At 65.0% G+C, this 21,254-nt stretch carries 17 protein-coding genes; 8 read left to right on the top strand and 9 right to left on the bottom strand.

The window, feature by feature from the left end:
- Positions 1-36: 36 nt before the first annotated feature.
- Positions 37-1,551: a threonine ammonia-lyase, biosynthetic gene (gene ilvA / locus VUG52_RS25780; protein WP_262950716.1), complete on the bottom strand. Its 1,515-nt coding sequence runs from the start codon at positions 1,549-1,551 to the stop codon at positions 37-39.
- A 133-nt stretch (positions 1,552-1,684) separates the two neighbouring features.
- Between ilvA and rpiA the strand changes: the two genes are divergently transcribed.
- Positions 1,685-2,359 (top strand): ribose-5-phosphate isomerase RpiA, encoded by a 675-nt coding sequence (gene rpiA, locus VUG52_RS25775; protein WP_011536226.1) that lies wholly within the window; start codon positions 1,685-1,687, stop codon positions 2,357-2,359.
- Between the two features lie 71 nt (positions 2,360-2,430).
- Here rpiA and VUG52_RS25770 read toward each other — a convergent pair whose 3' ends face one another.
- The 4 genes from VUG52_RS25770 to VUG52_RS25755 all read right to left on the bottom strand — a co-directional run bounded on the left by VUG52_RS25770 (position 2,431) and on the right by VUG52_RS25755 (position 6,583).
- Positions 2,431-3,336, bottom strand: a complete 906-nt coding sequence (locus VUG52_RS25770; protein WP_262950715.1) for an SdiA-regulated domain-containing protein — start codon at positions 3,334-3,336, stop codon at positions 2,431-2,433.
- An 86-nt stretch (positions 3,337-3,422) separates the two neighbouring features.
- On the bottom strand, positions 3,423-4,343 hold the full coding sequence (locus VUG52_RS25765) for an SdiA-regulated domain-containing protein (RefSeq protein WP_262950714.1): 921 nt from the start codon (positions 4,341-4,343) through the stop codon (positions 3,423-3,425).
- A 151-nt stretch (positions 4,344-4,494) separates the two neighbouring features.
- Positions 4,495-5,160 (bottom strand): fumarylacetoacetate hydrolase family protein, encoded by a 666-nt coding sequence (locus VUG52_RS25760; RefSeq protein ID WP_050707388.1) that lies wholly within the window; start codon positions 5,158-5,160, stop codon positions 4,495-4,497.
- 25 nt (positions 5,161-5,185) lie between these two features.
- On the bottom strand, positions 5,186-6,583 hold the full coding sequence (locus VUG52_RS25755) for an FAD-binding oxidoreductase (protein ID WP_262950712.1): 1,398 nt from the start codon (positions 6,581-6,583) through the stop codon (positions 5,186-5,188).
- 170 nt (positions 6,584-6,753) lie between these two features.
- Here VUG52_RS25755 and serA point away from each other — a divergent pair, with 170 nt between their 5' ends.
- The 4 genes from serA to VUG52_RS25735 all read left to right on the top strand — a co-directional run bounded on the left by serA (position 6,754) and on the right by VUG52_RS25735 (position 12,004).
- Entirely contained in the window at positions 6,754-7,983 is a 1,230-nt protein-coding gene (gene serA / locus VUG52_RS25750) for a phosphoglycerate dehydrogenase (RefSeq protein ID WP_262950711.1), read from the top strand.
- A 183-nt stretch (positions 7,984-8,166) separates the two neighbouring features.
- Positions 8,167-9,225 carry a putative 2-aminoethylphosphonate ABC transporter ATP-binding protein gene (locus VUG52_RS25745; RefSeq protein ID WP_262950710.1) on the top strand — a complete coding sequence of 353 codons (1,059 nt, stop codon included), beginning with the start codon at positions 8,167-8,169 and terminating at the stop codon, positions 9,223-9,225.
- A gap of 1 nt (position 9,226) precedes the next feature.
- Entirely contained in the window at positions 9,227-10,951 is a 1,725-nt protein-coding gene (locus tag VUG52_RS25740; RefSeq protein ID WP_262950708.1) for a putative 2-aminoethylphosphonate ABC transporter permease subunit, read from the top strand.
- A 30-nt stretch (positions 10,952-10,981) separates the two neighbouring features.
- The gene (locus VUG52_RS25735) at positions 10,982-12,004 is read left to right on the top strand and encodes a putative 2-aminoethylphosphonate ABC transporter substrate-binding protein (protein WP_050707383.1); all 1,023 of its coding nucleotides are present in this window, start codon (positions 10,982-10,984) and stop codon (positions 12,002-12,004) included.
- 171 nt (positions 12,005-12,175) lie between these two features.
- Here the strand turns inward: VUG52_RS25735 and ilvD are convergent, their stop codons facing one another.
- Positions 12,176-14,017, bottom strand: a complete 1,842-nt coding sequence (gene ilvD, locus VUG52_RS25730; RefSeq protein ID WP_331832253.1) for a dihydroxy-acid dehydratase — start codon at positions 14,015-14,017, stop codon at positions 12,176-12,178.
- 317 nt (positions 14,018-14,334) lie between these two features.
- Between ilvD and VUG52_RS25725 the strand changes: the two genes are divergently transcribed.
- Positions 14,335-16,011 carry a DUF4153 domain-containing protein gene (locus VUG52_RS25725; RefSeq protein WP_331832252.1) on the top strand — a complete coding sequence of 559 codons (1,677 nt, stop codon included), beginning with the start codon at positions 14,335-14,337 and terminating at the stop codon, positions 16,009-16,011.
- A gap of 83 nt (positions 16,012-16,094) precedes the next feature.
- Here the strand turns inward: VUG52_RS25725 and VUG52_RS25720 are convergent, their stop codons facing one another.
- Positions 16,095-17,291, bottom strand: a complete 1,197-nt coding sequence (locus VUG52_RS25720) for a class I SAM-dependent rRNA methyltransferase (RefSeq protein WP_050707380.1) — start codon at positions 17,289-17,291, stop codon at positions 16,095-16,097.
- 252 nt (positions 17,292-17,543) lie between these two features.
- Between VUG52_RS25720 and VUG52_RS25715 the strand changes: the two genes are divergently transcribed.
- Positions 17,544-18,362, top strand: coding sequence for an HDOD domain-containing protein (locus VUG52_RS25715; protein WP_172402408.1), 819 nt, complete (start codon positions 17,544-17,546; stop codon positions 18,360-18,362).
- A gap of 3 nt (positions 18,363-18,365) precedes the next feature.
- Complete coding sequence (gene mutM, locus VUG52_RS25710; RefSeq protein ID WP_050707378.1) at positions 18,366-19,178, top strand: bifunctional DNA-formamidopyrimidine glycosylase/DNA-(apurinic or apyrimidinic site) lyase; 813 nt, start codon at positions 18,366-18,368, stop codon at positions 19,176-19,178.
- 90 nt (positions 19,179-19,268) lie between these two features.
- Here the strand turns inward: mutM and ggt are convergent, their stop codons facing one another.
- Both ggt and VUG52_RS25700 read right to left on the bottom strand, forming a co-directional pair.
- On the bottom strand, positions 19,269-20,951 hold the full coding sequence (gene ggt / locus VUG52_RS25705) for a gamma-glutamyltransferase (protein ID WP_331832251.1): 1,683 nt from the start codon (positions 20,949-20,951) through the stop codon (positions 19,269-19,271).
- Positions 20,951-21,202 (bottom strand): YfhL family 4Fe-4S dicluster ferredoxin, encoded by a 252-nt coding sequence (locus tag VUG52_RS25700; protein ID WP_011531711.1) that lies wholly within the window; start codon positions 21,200-21,202, stop codon positions 20,951-20,953. The genes ggt and VUG52_RS25700 overlap by 1 nt, the downstream gene beginning before the upstream one ends.
- Between the last annotated feature and the right edge of the window lie 52 nt (positions 21,203-21,254).

Genomic DNA, 21,254 nt, shown 5'->3' with positions numbered 1-21,254 from the left:
TTTACCCGCGAAGGGCCATACGCCCAGCTTAGTCAGTTAACCCAAGAACAGCCGGTAGGCCGGGTTCTCGGTCTCGTCCCAATACGGATAGCCGATCTTGGCCAGCGCCGCCGGCACCAGGTGGCGCTCCTCCTCTGGTACCTGCAGGCCCGCGACCACGCGGCCATCGGCGGCGCCATGGTTGCGGTAGTGGAACATCGAGATGTTCCAGCGCCCGCCCAGCTTGTTGAGGAAGTTGAACAGCGCGCCCGGCCGCTCGGGGAACTCGAAGCGCAGCACCATCTCGTCGCTGGCCCCGGCCGAATGGCCACCGACCATGTGGCGGATGTGCAGCTTGGCCAGCTCGTTGTCGGTCAGGTCGGTGACCGGGAAGCCTTGCTCGGTCAACTGCTGGACCAACGCCGCGCGCGGGTCGGTTTCCGGGTGGGTCTGCACACCGACGAAGATATGCGCTTCGTCCGAGGTGTGCTTGCGGTAGTTGAATTCGGTGATCTGGCGCTTGCCGATGGCTTCGCAGAAGGCCTTGAAGCTGCCCGGGCGCTCGGGAATGGTCACGGCGATGATCGCCTCGCGCTTCTCGCCCAGCTCGGCGCGCTCGGCCACATGGCGCAAACGGTCGAAATTGACGTTGGCGCCCGAGTCGATGGCCACCAAGGTCTGCCCGGCAACGCCCTTGAGTTCGACGTACTTCTTGATGCCGGCCACGCCCAATGCGCCAGCAGGTTCGGTGATCGAGCGGGTATCGTCGTAGATATCCTTGATTGCCGCGCAGATCTCGTCGGTGCTGACGGTGATCACCTCGTCCACATGGTGACGGCAGATGTCGAAGGTGTGCTGGCCGATCTGCGCCACCGCCACGCCGTCGGCGAACAGCCCGACTTGTGGCAGCACCACGCGTTCGTCCGCGGCCATGGCGGCCTGCAGGCAGTTGGAGTCATCCGGCTCGACGCCGATCACCTTGATCTCGGGGCGCAGGTACTTCACGTAGGCGGCGATGCCGGCGATCAGCCCGCCGCCGCCGACCGGCACGAAAATCGCGTCCAGCTGGCCCGGGTGCTGGCGCAGGATCTCCATGGCCACCGTGCCTTGCCCGGCGATGGTGTGCGGATCGTCGTAGGGGTGGATGTAGACGAAGCCCTTTTCCTCCACCAGCTTCAGCGAGTAGGCCAGCGCCTCGGGGAAGGTGTCACCGTGCAGCACCACCTTGCCGCCCCGGGAGCGCACGCCTTCGATCTTGATCTCCGGAGTGGTCTTGGGCATGACGATGGTCGCCTTGATCCCCAGCTCCCGCGCCGCCAGGGCCAGGCCCTGGGCGTGGTTGCCGGCGGAGGCTGTGACCACGCCGCGGGCCAGTTCCTCGGCGCTCAGTTGCGCCAGCTTGTTGTAAGCCCCGCGGATCTTGAACGAGAACACCGGCTGCAGGTCCTCGCGCTTGAGCAGCACCGTGTTGCCCAGGCGCTTGCTCAACTGCCCGGCACTGTGCAGCGGGGTTTCGACGGCAACGTCGTAGACGCGCGAGGTGAGGATCTTCTTGACGTACTGTTCGAGCATCGGAAAGCATCACTGGGCCGCGGGACAAGGGCTGGGAGTCTACCGCAGCGTCACGTCGGGCGACCACAGCAAAGCCGCGGGAGCCGTTATACTAGGCAACTTTGAAATCCGCCCAGCCCCTCCCGGAGCCCGCATGACCCAGGACCAACTCAAACAGGCCGTCGCCCAGGCCGCCGTCGATCTCATCCTGCCGAAACTGGATGAGAAAAGCGTCGTCGGCGTCGGTACCGGTTCGACCGCCAACTTCTTCATCGACGCCCTGGCCCAGCACAAGACCGCCTTCGACGGCGCCGTCGCCAGCTCCGAGGCCACCGCCCAGCGCCTGAAGGGCCATGGCATCCCGGTCTACGAGCTGAACAGCGTCAGCGAGCTGGAGTTCTATGTCGACGGCGCCGACGAAAGCGACGCTCACCTGAACCTGATCAAGGGCGGCGGGGCGGCCCTGACCCGCGAGAAGATCGTCGCGGCGGTGGCCAAGACCTTCATCTGCATCGCCGACGCCAGCAAGCTGGTGCCGGTGCTGGGCGCCTTCCCGCTGCCGGTCGAGGTGATTCCGATGGCCCGCAGCCATGTGGCGCGCCAGCTGGTCAAGCTGGGCGGCGACCCGGTCTACCGTGAAGGCGTGGTGACCGACAACGGCAACGTCATCCTGGATGTGCACAACCTGCAGATCACCAACCCGGTGGAGCTGGAGAGCCAGATCAACGCCATCGTCGGCGTGGTCACCAATGGCCTGTTCGCGGCGCGTCCGGCGGATGTGCTGCTGCTGGGGACCGCTGAAGGCGTGAAGACCCTCAAGGCCGAGTAAGCCTCATCGCGGGGCAAGCCCGCTCCCACGGTGGGAGCGGGCTTGCCCCGCGATAGCGTCAGCCCAGGCAATCAATCAGCCGGCTGCTTGAACACATAGAACAGGTTTGGCTCGCTGACCAGGTAGATGGTCCCGGCGTCGTCCATGGCAATCCCCTCCGCCTGCGGCACCGTCTGTTTCAAGCCCTGGAACCCCTTGCGCAGCGACAGCGTGCTCAACGGCTTGCCCTTCACATCCAGTTCCAGCACCAGCCGCGACTCGTCCGACAGCGCCAGCAGGTGCCCGCTGCGTTCGTCGAACTGCAGGCTCGACAGGTCCCTCACGAACAACCGCCGGTCACGCTTGCGATCCTGCACCACATGCACGGCATAGGGTTTGTCGGGGTTGTCATGGGGAAAACCATGCACCTCGTAGATCATCATCGGGTCCCGCTCCTTGGCCACGAACAGGCGCTTGCCCGCCGAGTCGTAGGCCAGACCCTCGAAACCTTTGTTGCCGTTGAGGCCAATGCCCAGGGACAACTGCTCGGCATCGTTGGCGTCCAGGAACAGGGTGTCGTCGTCCAGGCGCACGCGAATCAGCCGCTGCTGGCGCTCGTCGGTGATCACGTAGCTGTTGGGCCCCACATACTCCACCGCCTCGGGGTCGCCGAAACCGGTCAACGGCACGCGGCGCAGGATGCGGCCGTCCAACGACAGCTCGATCAGCTCCGAGCGGGCATTGGTGACGGTGAACAGGCTCTTGCGGTCGGGGTCGTAGGTAAGCGCCGAAATGTCGTCGTCCAGCCCGACGATGGGCTGTGCTTCGATCGCCACCTGGTAGTGGTCCAGGCCGATGCTCTGCTCGGCCGGCTGCCACCAGGTCTTGAGGTTGAACCAGCCGCGCTCGAACAGGCGGAACTCATGCCCGGCGGCGCCCAGGACGAGCAGGGCAACAAGCACGATGAAGGCGAAGATCAGGCGAAGGTGGCGGCGCATGCGGTCGGACTCGGCGAAAGGAGCACGTATCTAACCACTATCAACTGAAGTAAAGCTTAATGCCATCATCAGACCAATCTGAACGATCAGGGCTTCCTGAAGCGATAGAACAGGTTGGGCTCGCTGACGATGTACAGGTTGCCCTGGTCATCCATCGCCACGCCTTCGGCCCGGGGGATGGTGTCAGCCAGGCCATTGAAGCCGCCCAACAAGGTCATGAAGCTGACCTGCTCACCTTTCTCATCCAGCTCGAGCAGCATGTTGGAGTCCGCCGACAGTGCCAGCAGGTGCCCGGTGCGCGGGTCGATGCCCAGCGCGGACAGGTTGCGCAGGTCCAGCTCGTCGCTGGGCAGCGGCTGCTTTTCGCCCTTGAGCGGGCCGTGGCCATCGGTGCTCCAGATGAACAGCTTCGGTGGCCGCTCGGCGCCGATGATCAGGCGCTGGCGGATTTGGTCCCAGGCAATGGCTTCGAAGCCCTTGTTGCCATCCTCGGTATCGCCCAGGTCATGGGGCTGGTAGTCGGCGCGGTTCAGCGATGTCGTGGCGGCATCCACCTTGACCAATGTCAGGTCGTGATTGCGCTCGTCGACAATGGCGATCTGGCCGTCCTCAAGCACCGCCACGCCTTCCGGGTTGGACCAGCCAACCAGGGCAATCTTGCGCAACACATCGCCATCGAGGGTGAGTTCGACCAGGAACGGATGTTTGCCCATGACCGAGAACAACGTCCGGGTGTGCGGATTGAACGCCAGGTCCGAAGCCTCGTCGCGCTCCATGCCCGGCAACGGTTTGGCATCGATGTCGGCCACGTAGTCTGGCAACCAGATACTTTCCTGGCGCTCGGCCTGGCTTTCGAAACCTTCCTTTATCCACAGCAGGCCACGGTCATCCCAGTGCATGGCCACCACCAGGCCATAGGCGATGATCGCCAGCGCAATTATCCACAGCGACCAGCGGGTGATCAGGCGTCGCTTTGGCGGAAGGGATGCGCTGGAAGGGTTGGTCATCGATCGGAGATCCTGAAAGTAGGCGGCAGCGTGCTCGCCACTGTCGGCAAATGAAGGTTAATAGACGAATTATCCGGATCAATTGTGAAAAAAACGACAAATCCCGGCGGAACAGTCAGCGACGACGGCGTTGCACCGTCGTCGCCCGGAGTCAAAGCACCCGGCCTTCGAACCGGCTTGCGCCGGGAAGTTCCAGCACCAGCTCATCGCCGACATTGAACGGCCCCACGCCCGCCGGGGTACCGGTGAGGATGACATCGCCGGCCTGCAGGGAGAAGTGCGTGGCCATGTGCTGGATCATCGGTACGATCGGGTTGAGCATCAGCGCGCTGTTGCCGTCCTGGCGCACCTCGCCGTTGATGGTCAGGCGGATGCCGATGTCTGTCAGGTCCTCGAAGGTGCCGGCCGACACGAACGGCGGCAGCACGCAGGCGCCGTCAAAGCACTTGGCCAGCTCCCAGGGCAGGCCCTTTTCCTTCAGTTTCGCCTGCACATCACGCAGGGTCAGGTCCAGCGCCGGGGCAAAGCCGGAGATGGCGTCGAGCACCTCTTCCTCGGAAGGGTGGGTGGACAGGGGTTTGCCCAGCAGCACGGCGATCTCCGCCTCGTAGTGCACCGAACCGCGCTCGGTCGGGATCTTGAAGCCGCCTTCCAGGGGCACCACGCAGCTGCCGGGCTTGATGAACAACAGCGGCTCGCTGGGAATGGGGTTGTCCAGTTCCTTGGCATGCTCGGCGTAGTTGCGGCCGATGCACACCACCTTGCCCAGCGGGAAGTGGATGCGCGTGCCGTCTACGTACTGGTGCTGGTAACTCATGGCCGACTCCTGTGAATACTGCTTTTTATTCGGGAGCGAAGATCTTACCCGGATTCATGATGCCGTTCGGGTCGAACACCGCCTTGATCGCCTTCATGCAGGCGATTTCCTCCGGCGAGCGGCTGTAGCCCAGGTAGTCGCGCTTGGTCATGCCCACGCCATGCTCGGCGGAGATCGAGCCGTTGTAGCGTTCGACGATCTCGAACACCCACTTGTTGACCTTGGCACAGGAGGCGAAGAAGTCGTCCTTGCTCATGTGGTCGGGCTTGAGGATGTTCAGGTGCAGGTTGCCGTCGCCGATATGGCCATACCAGACCACTTCGTAGTCCGGGTAGTGCTCGCCGACGATGGCGTCGATATCGCGCAGGAAGGCCGGCACCTTCGATACGGTGACCGAGATGTCGTTCTTGTACGGTGTCCAGTGCGAGATGGTCTCGGACAGGTACTCGCGCAGCTTCCACAGGTTCTTCAGCTGGGTCTCGCTCTGGCTCATCACGCCATCGAGCACCCAGCCCTGCTCGACGCAGTGCTCGAAGGTGGCCAGGGCTTCGTTGGCCACTTCCTCGGTACTGGCTTCGAACTCCAGCAGGGCATAGAACGGGCAGTCGGTTTCGAACGGCGCGGGCACATCGCCCCGGGCGAGGATCCTGGCCAGGCCCTTGTCGGAAAAGAACTCGAAGGCCGTCAGGTCGAGCTTGCCCTGGAAGGCGTGCAGCACCGGCATGATCGCGTCGAAATCGGGGGTGCCCAGGACCATGGCGGTGAGGTTGCGCGGCGCGCGGTCCAGGCGCATGGTCGCCTCGACCACGAAGCCCAGGGTGCCTTCGGCGCCGATGAACAGCTGGCGCAGGTCGTAGCCGGTGGCGTTCTTGATCAGGTCCCTGTTCAGCTCGAGCAGCTCACCCTTGCCGGTGACCACCTTCAGCCCGGCCACCCAGTTGCGGGTCATGCCATAGCGAATCACCTTGATCCCGCCGGCGTTGGTACCGATATTGCCGCCGATCTGGCTGGAGCCGCTCGAGGCGAAGTCCACCGGGTAGTAAAGCCCCTGGTCCTCGGCGAACTGCTGCAACTGGCGGGTGACGACCCCTGGCTGGCAGACCACGGTACGGTCGAATTCGTTGAAGGCGAGGATCTGGTTCATGTAGTCGAAGGCCACCACCACCTCGCCATGGGCGGCCACGGCGGCGCCCGACAGCCCGGTACGCCCGCCCGACGGCACCAGGGCGACCTTGTGCCGGTTGGCCCAGCGCACGATGGCCTGCACCTGCTCGACGGACTTGGGGAAGACGATGGCGCTTGGCGCCGGCGGGTAGTGCTTGGTCCAGTCCTTGCCGTAGGCCTCGAGCGAGGCCGGGTCGGTGAGGACCTTGCCAGGGTCGACCAGGGTCATCAGCTCATCAATTACCACGGACTGGGTCATCGCTGGAACTCTCGACTTATTCATAGTCACCCTGAGCAGGCTTCACCTGTCGGGATAAGCTCAGGTTGTGTCGCGTATGCTAGCATAGCCCTCCCGCCGTTCGTGCTAAGGCCGACGCCGCGCCGCTTTACCCTCCTCGCCATTTTTCTCCGGGATACAGGTTTACGCAGATGAGCAAGACTTCTCTCGACAAGAGCAAGATCAGGTTCCTTCTTCTTGAAGGTGTGCACCAGAACGCGGTCGATACCCTCAAGGCTGCCGGCTACACCAACATCGAATACCTCACTGGTTCGCTGCCGGAAGCCGAGCTGAAGGAAAAGATCGCCGATGCCCACTTCATCGGCATCCGTTCGCGCACCCAACTGACCGAAGAGATCTTCGACTGCGCGAAGAAACTGGTCGCGGTCGGCTGCTTCTGCATCGGCACCAACCAGGTCGACCTGGAAGCGGCCCGCGAGCGCGGTATCGCCGTGTTCAACGCCCCTTACTCGAACACCCGTTCGGTGGCCGAGCTGGTGCTGGCCGAAGCCATCCTGCTGCTGCGCGGCATCCCCGAGAAGAACGCTTCCTGCCACCGTGGCGGCTGGATCAAGAGTGCGGCCAACTCCTTCGAGATCCGTGGCAAGAAGCTGGGTATCGTCGGCTACGGCTCGATCGGCACCCAGCTGTCGGTCCTGGCCGAAAGCCTGGGCATGCAGGTGTACTTCTTCGACCCGCTGACCAAGCTGCCGCTGGGCAACGCAGTACAGGTCACCAGCCTGCACGAGCTGCTGGGCCTGGCCGACATCGTCTCGCTGCACGTGCCTGAGCTGCCGTCCACCCAGTGGATGATCGGCGAGAAGGAAATCCGCGCGATGAAGAAGGGCTCGATCCTGATCAACGCCGCCCGTGGCACCGTGGTCGAGCTGGACCACCTGGCCGCCGCGATCAAGGACAAGCACCTGATCGGCGCCGCCATCGACGTGTTCCCGATCGAGCCGCGCTCCAACGACGAAGAGTTCGAAAGCCCGCTGCGCGGCCTGGACAACGTGATCCTGACCCCGCACATCGGCGGGTCCACCGCCGAGGCCCAGGCCAACATCGGCCTGGAAGTGGCCGAGAAGCTGGTCAAGTACAGTGATAACGGTACCTCCGTATCGTCGGTCAACTTCCCGGAAGTGGCCCTGCCGGCCCACCCGGGCAAACACCGCCTGCTTCACATCCACGAAAACATCCCGGGCGTGCTCAGCGAGATCAATAAGGTGTTCGCCGAAAACGCCATCAACATCTCCGGTCAGTTCCTGCAGACCAACGAGAAGGTGGGCTACGTGGTCATCGACGTCGACGCCGAGTACTCGGACCTGGCCCAGGAGAAACTGCAGCACGTGAAGGGCACCATCCGCTCGCGCGTACTGTTCTGAGTTTCACTGCGTCATGAAAAGGGAGGCCCTGGTGGCCTCCCTTTTTTATTCGGCTAACGACTGAAAGCCGGATGGTCGCTACAAAAATCCACCAATACCACTATCACTCGTTTTTGCCCCCTCGCCACACAACCGTCTCACAGCCTTCCTAGCATGGCCCCATCTCTTCGATGAGGCCTTGCCATGAACAACGCCACTCCAGGCGCACAGATGAAAGTGCGCGGTATCCACAAGCGCTTCGGCGCCTTCACCGCACTCAACGACGTCTCCCTCGACATCGCCGCCGGCGAGCTGGTGTGCCTGCTCGGCCCGTCAGGCTGTGGCAAGACCACCCTGCTGCGCTGCATCGCCGGGCTCGAGCGCCAGGACCGTGGCACGCTGTACATCGGCGACCGCGACATCTCCGAGCTGCCACCCCAGGCCCGCGACTACGGCATCCTGTTCCAGTCCTACGCCCTGTTCCCCAACCTCACCGTCGAAGCCAACATCGCCTACGGCCTGACCGGCAACAACCGCGAGGCCTCGCGCCAGAGGGTTGGTGAAATGCTCGAACTGGTCGGCCTTGCCGGCAGCGAGAAGAAGTACCCCGGCCAGCTGTCCGGCGGCCAGCAACAACGCGTGGCCCTGGCCCGCGCCCTGGCGCCTTCGCCGTCGCTGTTGCTGCTCGACGAGCCGATGTCGGCGCTGGACGCCCGTGTGCGCGAGCACCTGTGTACCGAACTGCGCCAGTTGCAGCGCCAGCTGGGTATCACCACGCTGATGGTCACCCATAACCAGGACGAGGCCATGCTGATGGCCGACCGCATCGCCGTGATGAACAACGGCCAGGTCGAGCAGTACGCCACGCCCCAGGAAATCTACGACCAGCCGGCCACGCCGTTCGTCGCCGAATTCGTCGGCCAGGGCAACTGGCTGCCGTTCCAGCGCAGCGGCGACAGCCATGCCCAGGTCGGCGGCCTGCACATGCGCCTGGCGGCCAATGCCGCCGGTGCCAGCAGCGGCCGGCTGTTCTGCCGGCCCGAGGCGATCACCGTCAACCCGGTGGTACACGAGGAAAACCTGTTCCCGGCGAAGGTCCGCGAGATCACCTTCCTCGGCAACCGCTGCCGCATGAGCTTCGAGTTCAAGGCCCTGCCGGGCCACGCGTTGCTCGCGGAGTTGGCGCCAGAGGCGATGCCGCGCCTGGGTTCGCAGGACATCTGGGTGGCGCTGCCGCCGCAGAGCCTGCAGGTGTTCGCCTGAGATGGCCGCGCCGATGACCCTGTCGCTCACCGCCGCCAAGGCCGCACCTCGCAGCGGTGTCGCCCTGGGGGACCGCCTGTTCGTGGTCGGTGGCAAGAGCCTGCTGCTGATCCTGCTGGTGCTGGCGGTGCTGATGCCGCTGCTGGCGATCTTCTGGCGCGGCTTCAGCGCCGAAGCCGGGCAGGGCGGCGGACTGCCGGCTGCCCGTGAGCTGTTCGCCAGCGAGAACTTCCACTGGCTGCTCGGCAACAGCCTGTCGGTGGCGTTCACCGTCGCCGCCATCGTCGTGCCGCTGGCCTACCTGTTCGCCTATGCCCTGCAACGCACGCTGATCCCGGCCAAGGGCCTGTGGCGCGGCATCTCGCTGCTGCCGCTGCTGGCGCCATCGATGCTGCCGGCCATCGCGCTGGTGTACCTGTTCGGCAACCAGGGCCTGCTGCGTGGGCTGTTCAGCGACAATATCTACGGTTTCTGGGGCATCGTTCTCGGCGAGGCCATCTACACCTTCCCCCACGCCCTGATGATCCTGCTTTCGGCGCTGTCGCTGGCCGACGCACGGCTGTTCGACGCTGCCTCAAGCATGGGGGCGGGGCCGGCGCGGGCATTCTTCAGCATCACCTGGCCGGCCACGCGCCAGGCGGTGTTCGCCGCGTTCTGCCTGGTGTTCACCCTGACCATCACCGACTTCGGCGTGCCTGTCGTGGTGGGTGGGGATTATCAGGTACTGGCCCTGGAAGCCTACAAGGCGGTGGTTGGTCAGCAACAGTTCGGTCGCGGCGCGCTGATCGGCATGGTGCTGCTGGTACCGGCACTGCTCAGCTTCAGCGTCGATGCCTGGCTGCGCCGCCGCCAGGGCGAGGCCATGAGCGGCCGCGCCCAGGTGTTCGAGCCCAAGCCGTCGCGGCTGCGCGATGGCTGCTTCCTGGCCATCGCGCTGCTGGTGTGCGCGGCACTGCTGGCGGTGATCGGCATGGCGGTGTACTCGTCGCTGGTCAAGTTCTGGCCGTACAACCTGTCGCTGTCGCTCAAGCACTACATGTTCGAGGACACCGCCGGTGGCGGCTGGCTGGCCTACCGCAACAGCGTGACCATGGCCATCGGCACCGCGCTGATCGGCAGCGTGGTGATCTTCACCGGCGCCTACCTGATGGAGAAGACCCACGGGCAGCGCCTGCTCAACCAGCTGCTGCGCCTGCTCAGCTTCATCCCGATGGCGGTGCCTGGCCTGGTGCTGGGCCTGGGCTACGTTTTCTTCTTCAACCTCAACGGCAACCCGCTGCATGTGTTCTACGGCAGCATGGCGCTGCTGGTGGTGTGCACCATCGCCCACTACCTGACCACCGCGCAGATGACCGCCACCACGGCCCTGCGCCAGCTCGATGGCGAGTTCGAGGCCGCCGCGCTGTCGCTCAAGGCGCCGCTGTACAAGCATTTCATGCGGGTCACCGTGCCGATCTGCCTGCCGGCGCTGCTGGACATCATCCGCTACCTGTTCGTCTCGGCGATGACCACCGTGTCGGCGGCGATCTTTCTATACAGCCCCGACACCATCCTCGCCGCCGTCGCCGTGCTGAACATGGACGACGCCGGCAACGTCGGCGGCGCCGCCGCCATGTCGACCCTGATCCTGCTCACCAGCGCCGCCGCATCCTTGCTGCTGGCCGGTGCCTCACGCGGCCTGCTGCGCCGCTCCCAGGCCTGGCGCCAGCGCGCGCCAGGCCATTGACCGACTGCCCACACTGATAGGAACCGCATCATGTTCAAGCCCCTCGCACTTGCCGCTGCCGTATCCGCCGTCTTCAGCCTGCAGGCCTCGGCCGCGACCCAGCTGACGGTCTACACCGCCCTCGAGGCCGAGCAGCTCAAGAGCTACAAGCAGGCTTTCGAAAAGGCCAACCCTGACATCGAGATCAAGTGGGTGCGCGACTCCACCGGCATCATTACCGCCAAGCTGCTGGCCGAGAAGGACCGTCCGCAGGCCGACGCGGTGTGGGGCCTGGCCGCTTCCAGCCTGGCCATCCTCGACCAGAACGGCATGCTCGAAGCCTATGCGCCGAAGGACCTGGGCAAGATCTCGCCCAACTACCGCGACGCCGCCAACCCGCCGGCCTGGGTGGGCATGGACGTGTGGGCCGCGACCATCTGCTTCAATACCGTCGAGGCCGAGAAGCAGGGCCTGAGCAAGCCGGTGAGCTGGCAGGACCTGACCAAGCCTGAATACAAGGGCAAGATCGTCATGCCCAACCCGGCCTCGTCCGGCACCGGCTTCCTGGATGTGAGCGCCTGGCTGCAGACCTTCGGCGAACCGCAGGGCTGGGCCTACATGGATGCGCTGCACCAGAACATCGGCCAGTACGTCCATTCCGGCTCCAAGCCGTGCAAGCTGGCGGCCGCCGGTGAATTCCCGATCGGCATCTCGTTCGAATACCCGGCCGTGCAGCTCAAGCGCCAGGGCGCGCCGCTGGATATCGTGCTGCCCAAGGAAGGCCTGGGCTGGGAGATCGAAGCCACCGCGGTGATCAAGGGCTCGCCAAAGGCCGATGCCGCCAGGCGCCTGGCTGACTTCTCCGCCAGCCCCGCGGCCATGGAGCTGTACAAGGAGAACTTCGCCGTGCTCGCTGCGCCGGGTATCGCCAAGCCGCAGACCGAGTTGCCGGCGGACTACGAGCAGCGCCTGATCAAGAACGACTTCGCCTGGGCCTCGAAGAACCGCGACGAGATCCTCAGCGAGTGGCGCAAGCGCTATGACGGCAAGTCGGAAAAGGTCGCGCAACAGTAACGCGTCGACCTCATTGGTGGGTATGCCCGCTCTAATGGAACAAAAACATAGTTCCTTGATTTGACTGGGGAAACGTGGGAGCGGGCTTGCCCCGCGATCACCGGCTATGCCGGTGCCATACACCGCATCGCGGGGCAAGCCCGCTCCCACACTGGTGATGCCGTCAGAGCCTCACAGCCCTTCGAGCATTGCCTTGTTGCGCACTGCGCCCTTGTCGGCGCTGGTAGCCAGCAGGGCGTAAGCCTTGAGCGCGGTGGTCACCTTGCGTGGACGCACCTCGGCCGGCTTCCAGCCCTTCTTGTCCTGCTCGACGCGACGTTCGGCCAGCTCTTCATCACTGACCAGCAGGTTGATCGAACGGTTGGGGATATCGATCAGCACCTTGTCGCCATCGCGCACCAGGCCGATGGCGCCGCCCGCTGCCGCTTCCGGCGAGGCGTGGCCGATCGACAGGCCCGAGGTACCGCCGGAGAAACGACCGTCGGTGAGCAGGGCGCAGGCCTTGCCCAGGCCCTTGGACTTCAGGTACGAGGTCGGGTACAGCATCTCTTGCATGCCCGGGCCGCCTTTCGGGCCTTCGTAGCGGATGATGACGATGTCGCCGGCCTGCACTTCGTCGGCGAGGATGCCGCGCACGGCGCTGTCCTGGCTCTCGAAGATCTTCGCGGTGCCTTCGAACACGTGGATCGACTCATCGACGCCGGCGGTCTTCACCACGCAGCCGTCCAGGGCGATGTTGCCGTACAGCACGGCCAGGCCGCCCTCCTGCGAGTAGGCGTGCTCGAAGCTGCGGATGCAGCCGTTCTCGCGGTCATCGTCCAGGGTTTCCCAGCGGGTCGACTGGCTGAACGCGGTCTGCGTCGGGATACCGGCCGGGCCTGCCTTGAAGAAGGTGTGCACGGCTTCGTCATCGGTCTGGGTGATGTCCCACTTGGCGATGGCTTCCTCCATGCTTGGACTGTGCACGGTCGGCAGGTCGGTGTGCAGCAGGCCGCCACGGGCCAGCGAGCCGAGGATGCTGAAAATGCCGCCGGCGCGGTGCACGTCTTCCATGTGGTACTTCTGGATGTTCGGCGCCACCTTGCACAGCTGCGGTACCTTGCGTGACAGGCGATCGATGTCGCGCAAGTCGAAGTCCACCTCGGCCTCCTGGGCCGCGGCCAGCAGGTGCAGGATGGTGTTGGTCGAACCGCCCATGGCGATGTCGAGCATCATGGCGTTCTCGAACGCCTTGAAGTTGGCGATGCTGCGCGGCAGTACCGACGCATCGTTCTCGCCGTAGTAGCGTTTGCACAGCTCGACGATGGTGCGGCCGGCGGTGAGGAACAGCTGCTCACGGTCCGAGTGTGTCGCAAGCGTCGAGCCGTTGCCCGGCAGGGCGAGACCTAAGGCTTCGGTCAGGCAGTTCATCGAGTTGGCGGTGAACATGCCGGAGCACGAGCCGCAGGTCGGGCAGGCGCTGCGCTCGTACTCGGCGACTTTCTCGTCGGAGGCGCTGGAGTCGGCGGCGATGACCATGGCGTCGACCAGATCCAGGCCGTGGCTGGCCAGCTTGGTCTTGCCGGCTTCCATCGGGCCGCCGGAGACGAAGATCACCGGGATGTTCAGGCGCAGGGCGGCCATCAGCATGCCGGGGGTGATCTTGTCGCAGTTGGAGATGCAGACGATGGCATCGGCGCAGTGGGCGTTGACCATGTACTCGACGGCGTCGGCGATGATCTCGCGGCTGGGCAGCGAGTACAGCATGCCGTCGTGGCCCATGGCGATGCCGTCGTCCACGGCGATGGTGTTGAACTCTTTCGCCACGCCACCGGCGCGTTCGATCTCGCGGGCGACCAGTTGGCCCAGGTCCTTCAGGTGCACGTGCCCCGGGACGAACTGGGTGAACGAGTTGGCGATGGCGATGATCGGTTTCTTGAAATCTTCGTCCTTCATCCCGGTGGCGCGCCACAGGGCACGGGCACCGGCCATGTTACGGCCTTGGGTGGAAGTCTTGGAACGATAATCAGGCATGGAGCGCTCCTGGCGGCTAAATCAGGTATCTAACTAGGGGAGTGAGCTTCTCTTGTCCTGAACGCCTGGGCCGGTTGCCACTGGCACGGATGGGGGATCGAAGGACCGCGCGGGATCGCCGCAGGCTCGACCAGAGCTCATAAACCCGCCGGGGATGTCTGGCGATGAATGGCTCGATTCTACACCGCCGCGCCCGCGAGGGAATGGCGTTGTGATAATTGGCTGTCGCCAGCCCCCAAGGTAAAGGCCTTGGCATGATTCAGGCAGGTTTCGGTAGACTTGCGCGCCTTCTACCCCACTGGCCAAAAGGATTTGCAATGCCAGCGCCAAGTCGCTCCTTATTGTTCTACGTCGTCATCGGCCTGATCCAGGGCCTGGTGCTGCTCACCACCGTGAAGGGGCAAGGCGAGCTGCTTGGCTTCAACCTGTCGGTAGCCCTGTGCGCCGCGGTGGTCGTGGCCGGCGTGAACCTGCAACTGCTCGGCAACGCGGTGCGCCAGCGTGGCACCGGCTGGCTGGTGCTGGGGCTGACCCTGCTGATCAGCGGGATCAGTGCCTGGGTCCTGGATAGCGAGCGCATGGGCTGGCTGCAGCAGACCTGGTTCCTGGCCGCCGTCGTGCTGGGCTATATCGGCACCGCGTTCATTCTTGCCTGGCCGACCCGCGAAAATGGGCGGCCGCGCTATGAGGACCTGTTCCGGCATGCCTGGAACAACGTGTTCATCCTGTTTCTGGCGCAACTGTTGACCGGCCTGTTCTGGCAGTTGCTGTGGCTGTGTGCGTTGCTGTTCGGCATGCTCGGCATACCACAGGTCACGGACGCAGTGGAGTCCCCGGTGTTTCTCTGGCTGGTACTGCCGGTGGTGTTCTCCCTGGGGATGCGCATGGGGCGGGACAACGAGAAGGTCATTGGGTTGTTGCGCGGCATCCTGTTGACACTCTGTCGCTTCCTGTTGCCGTTGAGTGCGCTGATCGCCGTGGTGTTCACCCTGACACTGCCCTTCAGCGGCCTGCAGCCGGTGTGGGACACGGGCTATTCGACCGCTCTGCTGTTGGTGCTGGCAGGTATCAACCTGTTCCTGGCCAATGGCGTGTTTCAGGACGGCCATCAAGGCAATGCCTATCCTGCGCCGCTCAAGCGCTTGGTCGAAGCGAGCCTGTTCTGCCTGCCGGTACTGGTGGGCCTGGCGGCTTATGCCAGCTGGATGCGCATCGACCAGTACGGTCTGACCCCATCGCGCATCATGGCCATGCTGTTGGTGGGTGTGATGCTGGCGCACAGCCTGGCGGCGGTGTGGGCGGTGGCAAGCTCACGGCAGGCCTGGCTGAATAGCCTACGGCTGAGCAACCCGTTGATCGCCTTGCTCAGCGCGGTGCTGATAGTGCTGTTCTACACACCGTTGCTCGACCCGCAGGTGTTGAGTGCGAAAAGTCAGGTAGAGCGCCTGCTCGGTGGACGCACGCCGATTACCGAGTTCGATGCCGGGACCTTGTACCGCGACCTCGGTCAGCCTGGGCGTGCAGCCTTCGAGCAACTGGAGAAGCGGCTGGAAACGGATGAACTGTTCGATGCGGGTCGCCGCGAGCAATTGCTGGCGTTGATGGCGCAGGTACGTCGGCCGGAGGTGGTCGAAACGTATGGTCCGAAGTTCGAGTGGCTAGGGCCCGTGCAATCCACCAGCGAGTCACTCGCCGACTCGACCCTTGGCCAAAGCCAGTGCGGTGGCAAGGGATGCTACCTGTGGGCGGTCGATCTGGATGGTGATGGGCACAATGAAGTGTTGATGATCCCCCGGCACACCTATGCATCGAGTGTGTTCGTGTTCACCTGGGAAGAGCGGGAGTGGCGTGAGGTGGGCAGCCTGAGCGGCAAGATGGAAAACCTCGAGGGCCTGGCCAGGGGCATTCGCGAGGGCGCGGTGAAACTGGTGGCTCCGCGTTACAAGACGCTCAGCATCGATGGGCAGGAATTGGTGCCGGACTTCAGGCGGTAGCGGTTGGCGCGCATGAGCGTGAGCGTTTGAGAGAGCCGGGGCCGCTCTGCGGCCCTTTCGCGGCAGTCTCAAAGAAACGCCGCTTAGCTGTTGGGCAGCAACCGGCAGGTGATGCTCTTGATGTAGCGGGTTTCGGCGATCGCCGGGTGCACCGGGTGGTCCGGGCCCTGGCCGCCGCGCTCGAGCATTTGCAGGTTGCGGTCCAGGTGGCGGGCGCTGGTCAGCAGGATGTTGTTCAGGTCGTCCTCGGGCAGGTGCATCGAGCACGAGGCGCTGACCAGGATGCCGTCCTTGGTGAGCATGCGCATGGCCTGTTCGTTGAGGCGACGGTAGGCGGCCTCGCCGTTCTTCAGGTCCTTCTTGCGCTTGATGAAGGCGGGCGGGTCGGCAATGATCACGTCGAAACGCTCTTCGGCGGCCTTCAGCTCGCGCAGGGCCTCGAACACGTCGCCTTCGATGCAGGTCAGCTTCTCGCTGATGCCGTTCAGCGCGGCGTTGCGCTCGACACCGTCGAGGGCGAAGCCCGAGGCGTCCACGCAGAATACTTCGCTGGCGCCGAACGCGCCGGCCTGCACGCCCCAGCCACCGATGTAGCTGAACAGGTCGAGCACGCGCTTGCCCTTGACGTAGGGGGCCAGGCGGGCGCGGTTCATGCGGTGGTCGTAGAACCAGCCGGTCTTCTGGCCTTCGCGCACCGGGGCTTCGAACTTCACGCCGTTCTCTTCCAGCGCGACCCAGTCCGGCACTTCGCCGTAGACGGTCTCGACATAGCGGCCGAGGCCTTCGGCGTCACGGGCGGCGGAGTCGTTCTTGAACAGGATGCCGCTAGGCTTGAGGACCTGGACCAGGGCGGCGATGACGTCGTCCTTGTGCGCTTCCATGGTGGCCGAGGCCAGCTGTACCACGAGGATGTCGAAGAAGCGGTCGACCACCAGGCCCGGCAGCAGGTCGGAGTCGCCGTAGACCAGGCGGTAGCACGGCTTGTCGAACAGGCGCTCGCGCAGCGACAGGGCCACGTTCAGGCGGTGCACCAGCAGCGACTTGTCCAGCGGCAGCTTGACGTCGCGCGACAGCAGGCGGGCGCAGATCAGGTTGTTCGGGCTCATGGCCACCACGCCCAGGGGCTTGCCGTTGGCGGCTTCGAGGATGGCCTGCTGGCCGGCCTTCAGGCCTTGCAGCGGGGTCGCGGCGACGTCGACTTCATTGCTGTAGACCCACAGGTGGCCGGCGCGCAGGCGGCGGTCGGCATTGGCTTTGAGGCGAAGGCTGGGCAGGGACATGACGTCGCTCCGGGAAAAAAGAGCGGGAGTATACCGTGTTGGCCTCGGCTTCGCTGGTGGGCGCGACCAAGCGCGAGCCTCGTCTTGGGGCCGACCGGCTCCGGCAGGCTAAAGAAATTCTTGGATCCAACGATCCACTGATAGTTACCCTGCCGGCGTACAGGGTTAGAATCCCCCGTCCCCAGCGAGAATGCACGAATGTCCCAGGAACTTACCGCCGAACAGATTCAGCAAGCCCTGCAGGGCATCACCATCCCGCCGCAGCCGCAGATCATGGTCGACCTGCAGTTCGAGCAGTACATGCCCGATCCGGACCTGGAGACCATCGCCAAGCTGATCAGCCAGGATCCCGGTCTGTCCGGCGCCCTGTTGAAACTGGTCAATTCGGCGCAGTTCGGCCTGGCGAACAAGATCGGCTCGATCCAGCGCGCGGTGAACTTGCTGGGTAGCCGCTCGATCATCAACCTGATCAACGCCCAGTCGATCAGGGGTGAAATGACCGACGAGACCATCGTCACCCTCAACCCGTTCTGGGACACCGCCCAGGACGTGGCCATGACCTGCCTGACCCTGGCCAAGCGCACCGGCATCCAGGCGGTGGACGAGGCCTACACCTTGGGCCTGTTCCACGACTGCGGCGTGCCGTTGATGCACAAGCGTTTCCCCAACTACATGGAAGTGCTGGAGGAGTCCTACGCCAAGACCAATGACGAGGTCCGTGTGGTGGACACCGAGAACCGCGTGTTCAACACCAACCACTCGGTGGTCGGCTATTTCACCGCCAAGTCCTGGCGCCTGCCGGAGCACATCAGCGCCGCCATCGCCAACCACCACAACGCCCTGGCGGTGTTCCGCGACGAATCCTCGCGCAATACCCAGACCCAGCTGAAGAACCTCTTGGCGGTGTTGAAGATGTCCGAGCATATCTGCGCCTCCTACCGCGTGCTGGGCAACCAGAGCGTCGATCACGAGTGGAACATGGTTGGCCCGCTGGTGCTGGATTACATCGGCCTGACCGAATACGACTTCGAGCAGCTCAAGCAGAACATCCGCGAAATGGGCGGGCACTGAGTCATGCCGGAACTGCCAGAGGTCGAGACGACGCGGCGCGGCATCGCGCCCCACCTGGAAGGGCAGCGGGTCAGTCGTGTGGTGGTTCGCGACCGGCGCCTGCGCTGGCCGATCCCGGAAGACCTCGACGTGCGCCTGTCGGGGCAGCGTATCGTCAGCGTCGAGCGCCGCGCCAAGTACCTGCTGATCAACGCCGAGGTCGGCACCTTGATCAGCCACCTGGGTATGTCGGGCAACCTGCGCCTGGTCGAACTGGGCTTGCCGGCGGCCAAGCACGAGCATGTGGATATCGAGCTCGAGTCAGGGCTGATGCTGCGCTATACCGACCCGCGCCGTTTCGGGGCCATGCTCTGGAGCGTCGATCCGCTCAACCATGAACTGCTGATTCGCCTGGGGCCGGAGCCGCTGACCGACCTGTTCGACGGCGAGCGGCTGTTCCAGCTGTCCCGAGGTCGGTCGATGGCGGTCAAGCCGTTCATCATGGACAACGCGGTGGTGGTGGGGGTGGGTAACATCTACGCCACCGAAGCACTGTTCGCCGCCGGGATCGACCCGCGCCGCGAGGCAGGTGGGATCTCCCGGGCGCGTTACCTGAAGCTGGCTATCGAGATCAAGCAGGTGCTGACGGCAGCCATCGAGCAGGGCGGGACCACCTTGCGCGACTTCATCGGTGGCGATGGCCAGCCGGGGTATTTCCAGCAGGAATTGTTCGTCTATGGGCGCGGTGGGCAGCCGTGCAAGGTGTGTGGCACCGAGTTGCGTGAAGTGAAGCTGGGGCAGCGGGCGAGCGTGTTCTGCCCAAAATGCCAGCGCTGATGCCTCAGGCCCTATCGCGGGGCAAGCCCGCTCCCACGAAAGCGAGCCAAGCCAGTCGTGGGAGCGGGCTTGCCCCGCGATAGGGCCGGATCAGTCGACTACCGCCGCCTGCCCTACACCCCTGGGGTCACTGGCCGCCTCCACGGTCCCGCCAGCCTTGTCCCAATACAGCACCTGCTGATTCCCGTATTGGCGCCCGACATCCTTCAGCCGATATCCACGTTCCTCAAGCTCGGCCTTCTGCTGAGCGCTGAACGTCCCCGGCTCATGCTCCACCACGTCCGGCAGGTACTGATGGTGGTAGCGCGGCGTCGCCGGCCACTCGGTCACCGGCCGCCCTTCGAGGAAGCCCATCACCGACAGCAGCACCATGCTCGGAATCCGGCTTCCGCCGGGCGTGCCAAAGCTGGCGAACTGCCTTGGGCTTTCGATGAAGGTCGGGCTCATGCTCGACAAGGGTCGCTTGCCCGCCGCCACCGCGTTGGCCGGGCTGCCGGCCAGGCCATAGCTGTTGCTGCCGGTGGGATCGGCGGCAAAGTCGTCCATCTCGTTGTTCAGCACAACGCCGGTGCCCGGCACGCTGAACGCCGCGCCGAACGGCAGGTTGACCGACAGCGTGGCGGACACCGCATTGCCGTCGGCGTCGATCACCGTGAAGTGGGTGGTGTGGTCGCCCTCGCGCCAGGCCGGCGAAGGCGGCAGGGCGTTGCTGGGGGTGGCCTGGCGCACGTCGATGCTGTCGGCCAGGCCGGTCAGGTACTGGCGCGCCAGCAGGCGGTTGATGGGGTTGGCCACGTAGTCCGGGTCGCCCAGCAGGCCGCGGTCGCGGTAGGCCCGGCGCAGCACTTCGATCACATAATGGCTGCGCTGCATGGGTTCGGCGCTCTGCCAGGGCAGGCGCTGGAGCATGGCCAGGCTCTGGGCCAGGGCCACGCCACCGGCCGAGGGCGGCGGACTGCTGATCAGCTCGCGCTGGTCGGCCAGTGGATAACGCAGCGGCTCGCGCCAGGCGGTGTGGTAGCCGGCGAGGTCATCGAGGGTCCAGACGCCGCCGGCCTGGCGCACGCCATCGACCAGCCGGTGGGCCGTCGGGCCACGGTAGAAACCGTCGCGCCCATGCTCGGCCAACGCCAGCAGGGTCGCGGCCAGTTCCGGTTGACGAATCACCGTGCCGAGCGCCGGTACGTCGTTGTCGGCGAGGAACAGCCGGGCGCTTTCGGCATTGTCGCGCAGGGCACTCAGGCGCATGGTTGCGCGGTCGCGGTAGATGCGATCGACGGCAAAGCCCTGGTTGGCCAGGCGAATGGCTGGGGCCAGGCTGTCCTTGAGCGGCAGCCTGCCGTGGGTCGCGGCCAGGTCGGCCAGCGCCTGGGGCAGGCCGGGGATGGCCGCGGCCAGTGGGCCATTGACCGACAGGCCCGCCTGCACCTGGCCGTCCTTGAGGTACATGTCGGCCCGGGCGGCGGCCGGGGCGCGCTCACGGGCGTCGAGGAAGGCATAGCGTGGGCTGTCGGCGCTCTCGCGCAGCAGGAAGAAGCCGCCACCGCCAAGGCCGGAGCCATAGGGCTCGACAACGGCCAGCGTGGCGCCGATGGCCACGGCGGCATCGAAGGCGTTGCCGCCCTGCTGCAGGATCTGCCTTGCCGCCGCGGTGGCTTCACCGTGCGGGCTGGCGATCGCCGCCTGGCCTGGCCCGGCGGCCAGGGCGCCATGGGCCAGCAGCGCCAGGAGGGCGCCGAGGGCTGCGTGGCGAAGCGCGGCGACGAACGGCATCAGGCCTTGCCGGTGATCCGGCGGTACTTGGCCATCAGTTCGTCTTCGGTTTCCGGGTGGGCTTCATCCAGGGGGATGCAGTCCACCGGACAGACCTGCTGGCACTGGGGCTCGTCGTAGTGGCCGACGCACTGGGTGCACAGGTTCGGGTCGATCACGTAGATCTCTTCGCCTTGCGAGATGGCGGCGTTCGGGCACTCGGGTTCGCAGACGTCGCAGTTGATGCAATCGTCGGTGATGATCAGGGACATGGGGACTCCGGCCGGGGCGTTGGGCCCGGGCATGTTTCAAAGCGATGGGCAC

The sequence above is a fragment of the Pseudomonas sp. LH21 genome, from assembly GCF_036549575.1.
Taxonomy (GTDB): domain Bacteria; phylum Pseudomonadota; class Gammaproteobacteria; order Pseudomonadales; family Pseudomonadaceae; genus Aquipseudomonas; species Aquipseudomonas peradeniyensis.
This window is presented reverse-complemented; position numbering and strand designations above follow the sequence as displayed.